The organism is Alteromonas sp. AMM-1, assembly GCF_047290655.1.
In the GTDB taxonomy this organism is placed as follows: Bacteria; Pseudomonadota; Gammaproteobacteria; order Enterobacterales; family Alteromonadaceae; genus Alteromonas; species Alteromonas mangrovi.
Genome location: NZ_JBLBUE010000152.1, coordinates 1 through 8,149, shown reverse-complemented (window position 1 = coordinate 8,149; position 8,149 = coordinate 1). Strand labels below are relative to the sequence as shown.

The 8,149-nt window shown below is 46.5% G+C and carries 4 protein-coding genes and 1 pseudogene; all 5 read right to left on the bottom strand.

The features are described 5' to 3' along the window. Positions 1 to 684: pseudogene (locus ACLR2L_RS16760) on the bottom strand (hypothetical protein); the annotation flags it as partial. Further along, positions 681 to 2,585 (bottom strand): sulfatase-like hydrolase/transferase, encoded by a 1,905-nt coding sequence (locus ACLR2L_RS16755; RefSeq protein WP_413369717.1) that lies wholly within the window; start codon positions 2,583 to 2,585, stop codon positions 681 to 683. The gene ACLR2L_RS16755 and the pseudogene ACLR2L_RS16760, both read right to left, overlap by 4 nt. Then, the gene (locus ACLR2L_RS16750) at positions 2,585 to 3,796 is read right to left on the bottom strand and encodes an acyl-CoA reductase (RefSeq protein WP_413369715.1); all 1,212 of its coding nucleotides are present in this window, start codon (positions 3,794 to 3,796) and stop codon (positions 2,585 to 2,587) included. Before ACLR2L_RS16750 ends, ACLR2L_RS16755 begins: the two co-directional genes overlap by 1 nt. A gap of 2 nt (positions 3,797 to 3,798) precedes the next feature. Continuing rightward, complete coding sequence (locus tag ACLR2L_RS16745) at positions 3,799 to 4,902, bottom strand: acyl-protein synthetase (RefSeq protein WP_413369713.1); 1,104 nt, start codon at positions 4,900 to 4,902, stop codon at positions 3,799 to 3,801. Positions 4,903 to 4,966: 64 nt separating this feature from the next. Beyond that, positions 4,967 to 8,149 (bottom strand): 6-hydroxymethylpterin diphosphokinase MptE-like protein (locus ACLR2L_RS16740; RefSeq protein ID WP_413369711.1); only part of this gene is annotated, 3,183 nt, incomplete at its 5' end.

Sequence of the window (8,149 nt, the reverse complement as noted above, 5' to 3'; positions counted from 1 at the left end):
TAATTGACTACTTAGCAACTCTGCGTGCATACCTAACTTTACGGGCATGTCCCGATCAGCAACCCGGTTATCACCCACATGCAACCAATTAGCATAATCAATCTGGTATTGCGTCTGAACAAATTGGAACAAGGTGCCCGAAGCTTTATTCTTCTGATATTCGCTGGAAACAAATAATGGCAATCCCAACAACTGCGGATAGTGCGTAAAAAAGGTTTGTTGAATTTGTGTTTTGCTCAGATACATATCTGAAATAAGCACTACAGGCACATTCATGTCACAGAGTGCTTCAACCAATTGCACCATTTCTTCGCTAACAAAACCGAATTCGGCTTCGGTAGCGAGTTCTGCCACAAGTAATTCAGCACGCACCTCTGGCTGGAAAGGTAACCCGGCAATAATGGTTTCTAAACTCACTTCACCGTGAGTGCTTTCACGTTTGACCCGCACTTCAGTACTGACGCGCAGTTCACAATATTCGGCTGCCGTCATGGGTAACGATAGCGCAGATTGCACACGCTCAAAGGCGTATTTGAATATTTCCGAAGGCCTTGTCACCCGTCTGTATACCAGGGTATCAAAAATATCCAGAGAAACCAGTTGTATACCTTGCTCATGAACGGTCGCAAGTGCACGCTCAACAAAAGGCGCATAACCGGATACGGTTGTAGTATAGCCATTCATGCTTGAATCACTCCGCGGGCCGACAACATCTGATAAAGCAAGGCTTTGGCATAGGCCTGTTCTTTGGTATCCAGCGTCTTACGAGTCTGGTCACTGCCCAATAGTGAGACCTGATTGAACAGCCGGTCCATCCACAACAATTCGCCGTCGCGAATAAATCCGAAGTTTGCCGGGGAATTGCCTTTTAATGTGGCGGAATGAGCAAAGTACGCGAACTCGCGATCGTCGAGGCCTAATGGGTTGCCCAAACAATCGTGGGAATAATCAATCCCCAGTAAATCGAAAAACGTCGGAAACAGGTCAAAATGACTCGAATGCTCAAGTGTTTTCGCGGGTAAATTCGGGTGACTGAGCATAAAGGGGACGTGTATCTGTGGCAGGATCACGGAGTTGCTGTGAAAGCTATAGCCAAACTCACCAAAGGATTCACCGTGATCGCCGGTAAACACGACGATGGTATTGCTAAGATCCAGTTTTTCACCTAATCGACGCAGAAACTCGTCAAGAATATAATCAACTTCTTCAACCGCATTCAGATATTTGGCTTTTTGACTATTACCGCGATGGCGGTTAAAACGGGCACTATCCACAATTTCGTAAGGCATGTGGGTCTGATCGTTGATCACGTGCAAGAAAAAGGGTGTGTCGGCGACTTCCTCTGCAATCACGTCCACCATATTCCACAAGCGGTAGTCAGCCTGTAGGCCGTTTGCCGGAATATCCTTGGTACCCCATACACGATCAAAGCCTATCCGCGACAGTAAGCGATGATAATCGTATAGGCCCGTGTCGGCGCTATCGACAAACAAGGCTTTATAGCCGTGCTTCTGCAAGTGAGTAATATGCTGGGGTGACTTGCCCGGAAACAGCGAATCAGCCTTATTATAAGGATTATTCGAGTAAAACCCCGTGTACATTTGATTGGTTGATACCGTGGTATTCGGACACAGGCTAAAGTGCTGTTTCGACAACCAGCTATTACCGGCAAGGCGTTCTGCCAGTCTGGAATGTGCGCCCTGGCCGCTGTTAGGATTGATATAGGGATTGATATAACAGCCCAGCGACTCCATGGTCACCAGAATAATGTTAGCCTGCTTACAATGCCCAAAATAACGGCTTTTTTCTTTGGGTGGAGTGTCAGCTGAAACGAATTTTTGATGCTCGGTACGTGCAGCAAACCCCTGTGGTGCGTCAAACTCGTCGCTGGCAACAATATTGGCCAGTAAAGTGGGAGCAGTTAAAAATTCGTGCTGAGACACAAACAACTTGCGCATTAATAACATCAGGCCGATTAACGCAACAACACCAAGAAACATACTGCCTGCGATGTCCAAGGCCACCACAGGTACATCAGGTGACCAGCTCATTACCATCACCATCAGAACCAGCAATACGCCCACTTCGGCAATACCAGCCTGAATACGCCAGAGGCACACTGCAGTAAGCAATACGCTTACAACCAGCACGTTGAGCGGCAATGGCGAAGCAATAAGTGAAACCACCCCTACACACCATACCAGCGGTATCAGTACCGCAACCGGGAAGCGAGAAAACAGCGCAAGTAAATGGGGCAAGCCTTTTGCCAGCCCTCTGCTACCTGTGAAAAACCAAGCCAGCGTCTGGCGATTAATTTCAATGCGATACTGCACAAACAACACGGCGTCCAGCCACACCAACACACCGTACAATCCCATTACAACAACAGCTATCAACGTAAATGCAGGCCAGTTAACAACATGGACAAAGAGTACGATCGCAGACGGCAATAGCAGGCATACCAGATCGTCGAGACAAATCTGTTGAGTTAACGCACCGCGCTGCCCGCGCAGTGTTTTTACCGCACGCAGCATGCAGAGACTTATTAGCAGTGTAGTAAAAGCAAACGCTAACGCTTGAAACATTAACCCCAGTCCAGTTGAACATAACGAGATAGAGACACTAATAATCGATAGCCATCCCACTCTGGTGAAAATGTCAGCGCTTTACCCACCGACACGCACCGATCTACACCTTGTATCGACGGTTCGGCCAGTAACTTTAATAGTGCATCGCGTTCTACCCCCCAATAGGTAAGGGTTTGCACGCGGGCGGGTAAACAATTTGCAAGGTCGTCAAGACTATCCAAAGATTGCAGGTAAAACAGCGCATCCCCACAATGCATAACCATCATTTCAGTATTGACCTGATGGACCGGTATAACACTCACGCGGTTCATTACCAGCGGGGCGTCGGCAAACGACTGACATTGTAACCACTGAGATACTACAAGGTGCTCGTTTACTCTGGAAATACCTTCGTTAGGATTGGCATTTTCACTTAACGCTTGATGATTTAACACACGAGCAAATTCACTTTGCAGATTTTTGTTGCCCAACCAAAACAGCACACGAGGAGATGAACAGGCTTGCTGCGCATAGGGTTTGGCATCCTGCCAGAGCAACTCGCACAAGGTATTCAACTGCTCACCATCAGTGAGTTTGTCACCATTTATAACCACTGCCGAATAGCGGTCAGCGAAACTGATGTCCCGACATCGGGGCTTTGCGGCGTACTGCTTAATGCTTAACACGCTATTGTCACCGCCCCACAACACCCTTGCGTCTGCAATCTGAGCCAATGCTTGATTACTTTCATCGCTTTTTGCGCCCTGAACAAACAGGTTTCTAAGCGCAATATCAGAATACTCCGGCAACGAAAATAATCGTTCCAAGCAGGCCAACAACAGATGTTTTGCCGGGCTATCTGCACTGCCTAGCCTCACCACATTTCGGTTTCCCATTAACAACGCGCATACCCAACTGTATAAAAACATGGTATCCACATTGTTTGGCGTGTAATGCACTACCGTACCGACGGGTTTAACTAATGCCTGTTGAGTACAACTGTTTATCTGCTTCACCAGTTGTTTAATGTTGCCATCTCTCAGCCAAAATCCAAGTGCGACAATATCGGGAAACGCACGACTTGCAGGGTCTTTCAATAATGTGTCTGACAACGCCTGAATGAAATTGAGTATCGATTGTGACGCCACTGGCATCGGCGGATGTGTTACAAGGTCATTCAAAGACGATGACGCAGGTAGCACACTATCGAACAGATTATGCTTATCCATTACTACGCTCCTGAGCCCATCGAACTGCTGGTATCACTGCAGCCGCGCACTTCCACTTTTGGCAACCGCCCTTGCACCGTAAAATAGGTGCCTGACCGGCCACACATACAATCGTCCACGCCGTGTACGGTCCCGCGGTCCTCTGTTAAAATGCTATAGCCCGGGTAGGAATACGGTAACGTTGACAGTACTTGGATCAGGCCGCATTCACCTGTTTTCACTAATGAAAGATCATAGGGGTTTCTAATTAATACCTCTGCAGTAACCGGAGCATGTAGCATTCCCTGCTCACACTCCATAAAAACCGAGCCAACTTGTTCAGCCATACCATAAAAGTTGGTTACAGCAGATATTCCTGCCACAGCAAAAAGTTGTTGTTTAAACGTCTCATTACTGACCTTCTGCGCTTCCAGTTTTTTCCATCCACCACTGTGAAACAAATGTGCATGAGGTAAATGTACCGTTATACCTGACGTTTTTAGTGCGCTGACGAAATGTTGCCAAACCATAAAGGTAAAGCCGAATACCAATACTGGCTGGTCCTGGTAGCGTTGGCAAAACGCAGATATCGCGTCATTATTGAGGGTCATATCCGGGTTTAGCGCATAAGTATGATCGCGCCCAAACATCGCCAGCCCCTGAATGCCGGCTGCTCTGGCATTGAGCTTTCGATCTGCGCCTTTGACGTCAGGACTATCAATAATCAGCATGGGTAGTCTTTGTTTGCCTAAAAACTGCTGAAGAATTTTCACCAGTGCTTTGGATTGCATGCGACTGGTCAGGCTGTCGAGGAAGATCCTCGACGGCACCTGCCCACTGGTACCTGACGACATCAAACACTTCACAACGTCGTTATCCGGCACACTTTTAAGCGCAAACAGCTTAAACAAACGCACAGCCATGAACGGCAATTGGTCCAGAGGTGTATTATGGGAAACCGGCTGTCTGAACATATTGTGATAGGGAGTGCAGTGCTGACTATGATGCTCGTGCAATAACGCAAACACCGCTTGCAAGCGGGTCAGTTTTTCCGACTGCGATAAGCCGTAAACCGGCTCATCAAGCAATGCACTCAGCGTACTCTGATAGTCTTCTGCAATCGTCATAGGAACCGGTTTCCTAACCTTAATCCACAATCATTATTGTAATACGCTAAAACATTCATCTGCCTTAGTCCTTGTGGAAGGTGCGCTTTAAGTTGAAAAACTCTTTTTGCGTTACGGTTTCCCCGAGCAGATGTTCAGCACTCAAGGGCTCCTGTACCCATTCAGCTCGCCCGCCCAGCGCATCCCGAATAGCGGGATGATTGGGGTCCCGTGGAATGGCAAGATAACCGGGATACAATATAAAATTATCCCACGCGGGTAATTGTTCCACCAACTCAGACAACCACGCCAATGATGCGTCACGGTTTCCCGCCACAAAGCTGAAACGCGGGATAAACCACAGCGCATCTTCGCGCATTAAAAAGCACTTTTTCATTTGAATTTCGTACATGCGCTGATTCATGACCGGTTTGAAACCCAGGCAAATATCGGGTGCATCTGCGTCAAAATGCGGCAGTGGGACAACCATACTGTAACTGTGTTTAGCAGAAGCATCCGGCTTCCAGTCCAATGTCGGACCGACCATCGCAAGCAACCAACGACTGTCAGGTGCAAGTTGTTGCTGGACCTGATCAAGTGCTCGCGGCTCATCAGCCCAATAGATGCCCGAAGGAGCAGACAGCAGGGCATTCGAATCCGTCACGGTTTCAAACCAGTTACTATAATCAAACTCAGCGCCCGAACAACGGCCTGAAAACTGTCTTACCAGAGGTATAACAGGCTTAACCGGCAGGGCTCGCAGATATTCCCGTTCGCGCAAACCGCCAAACGATGAGGTAATATCAAAGCCAAACACATTGGCATTGATCTTAGCGGCGATTTGATTAAAACGTTTACTGAAAATTGCTAATGCCTCTTTCACAGCGTCTTCATTATTTTCTGCTGCATCGACTTTTAACAAAAACGCATTGGCGAAGTTAATCGTGCCGTACAGGTAGTAAAACAATAAAGACCGGCCTTTAGCGTAGGATGAAAAAAGTTGATTTTTTAGTCGCTCTACTAACCATGGAATATCCTGTTCACCACTTCGTGTGGATTCGATATGTTCTGCCATTTTGGCTAATTCTTGACGTGTAATAACCGATTGATAACGCTGACTAAAGTCCTCTTTATAATTCGCTGCCTGGATCGGCGAAAACGCCTTTTCTTCCATACTAGTCATGGCCGCAACCTTCAGCGCAGGTGTAGACAACACCAATACGTTTTCGATAGGCAATGGCTGGGTATAATTAATGCGAGCACCATTACTGGTGTTATAGCAGTCCCCTTTATAATTCCTAAGTAAGTCTTCCAACAGCATTTTGGATACTTTAAATTCGTGCTTTGTACTGACTTTAGGCACAAAATTGCCTGGCACGATTAACCCTGTGTTGTTTTTCTCTTCGTAATCGTACAGCGGATTCCCCTGCTCGTCGTAATATCCCGACGACTTCGAGTGGTGATGCGATTTGTCAATGAATCCCAAATCGATACCAAACAAATAAAGTTGTTTAAATCCGAGTAAGGTAAACAAGTTCAGAGCGAAGTTACTAACCGTAGGAAAAGCAAAACTCAATTGCGCATATTTCGACTGTTCTAACAAATTCAGGTTTGACGAAGTGGATGACTCGCCTTCTTTGAATGCGACCATCGTCGATTTATACAACTCACAGGTATCAGGATGAATGCCGTTGCACGAAAGCAGCGTAATTTGTTTAAGGTACTCTTTATTGCCCAATCGCACGGCCCAATCGTAGGTAGAACGATTCTGCTCAATCTCGGCGTGATAATCGGGCACAATGCCGTGTCGATGCAAAGTCTGTAGTGCCGTACCACAACTCACAACAATCACACTGTCGCGATTTTCCTTGATTACTTCTATGGAATAATCCAGAGATGGTCCATTGCCTACAAGAAAAACCGGACATTCTTTTTGGTCAGCAGATATTAACTGCGCGGCATTTTTCAGCAGATGAGGATAACCCCGACTGATCCCCTCCACCGTTTGATTTATACCGTAATATGCGTGGTCAAAGTACTCCCCCATCGCGATAACAACCTGCAACTGTTCACGCAATTGAGAGATAGCATGGTTTAATTCTGCGTTATAGTAGGCCTGATAAAAATACGTCTGTGCCAGATTATAGGGGCCTATGGCATAAAACTGACTCAATAGGTCGCGAAACAAATTCGCGCCGTCGTCACCAATATTGATATAGATTCGATAGCCAGCATCATCCGTCTTTTTAAGAATACCGGCCCAATCAATAGCATGCAGAGACGCATAAAAGAAATCTCGATTTGGCTCGCACAGAAACAATTTTTCAACCTGGTGATTATCTAATAAAGACTCAAGTTGATAACCCGCTCCCAAACCGAACATAATCAGAGACTTAATAGTATCTGGCAGTGCGCCGTTCTTTTCACTAATCGAGCGCAACAGCGCCTCGCTCTCAAGTACCATTTTATAGTGCAGATAATGACGTAATTTAGTGCCGTTGTAGCCCAATACCAAACCATCCCTGTTGGGGTGCGAGGCATAGGCACTATATGCCACGGCAGATTCTGATTTGGGTGACTCGCCGTACCAGGTGTGCATGCTGGATTTACTGAGAAGATTACATTCCTCCTCAGCGCTTAAAACGGTCTGCCAGTTTGACGGTGAATAATCTTTAAACTGCTGATATATATCTGGGAAATAATGTTCAAACGCAGCAAGATTAAGCTGAAAACGGGCATTTTTATCCACCGCAGGTGTTAATTTGTCAATGTCTGCTGACTGTAGCCAAAGTGGTTCAAATTCGTCACGCTTAAATACGGTTTGAATGGGCAACCCATGAGTGAGGTTTTCCTGCCAGCCTCGTTCTCTTAGCTTGCGCGATACCATGTTAAACACTGGACTGTTATAGTGTTGATATAAATAGAATTCATCAAAATCAACATGTTCACGCAATTCACTGATGTCGGCCGGGATATCACGGCCATCTTTTTCCAGTTGAATGAACAGTGCAGTGCCTTTTTGCTGAGCCAGTGAAAAAATCTCTTTCCAACTGCTGATCATGCATGAACAGGAAAAATACTGTGCCTCAGGTTCATAAATAATCAGATTTTTGATCTGCGCGGTTTGTAGCAATAATTTAATGTGCTCACCCAGGCCAACTCCCAGCACCACCATTACATCGACACGCTGCGGTAGTGGAGGATACGACAGCCACTGCTGAACACTATCCCACTGCGTTTGGTTATTTTCAGCTGCAAAAGCACTGAG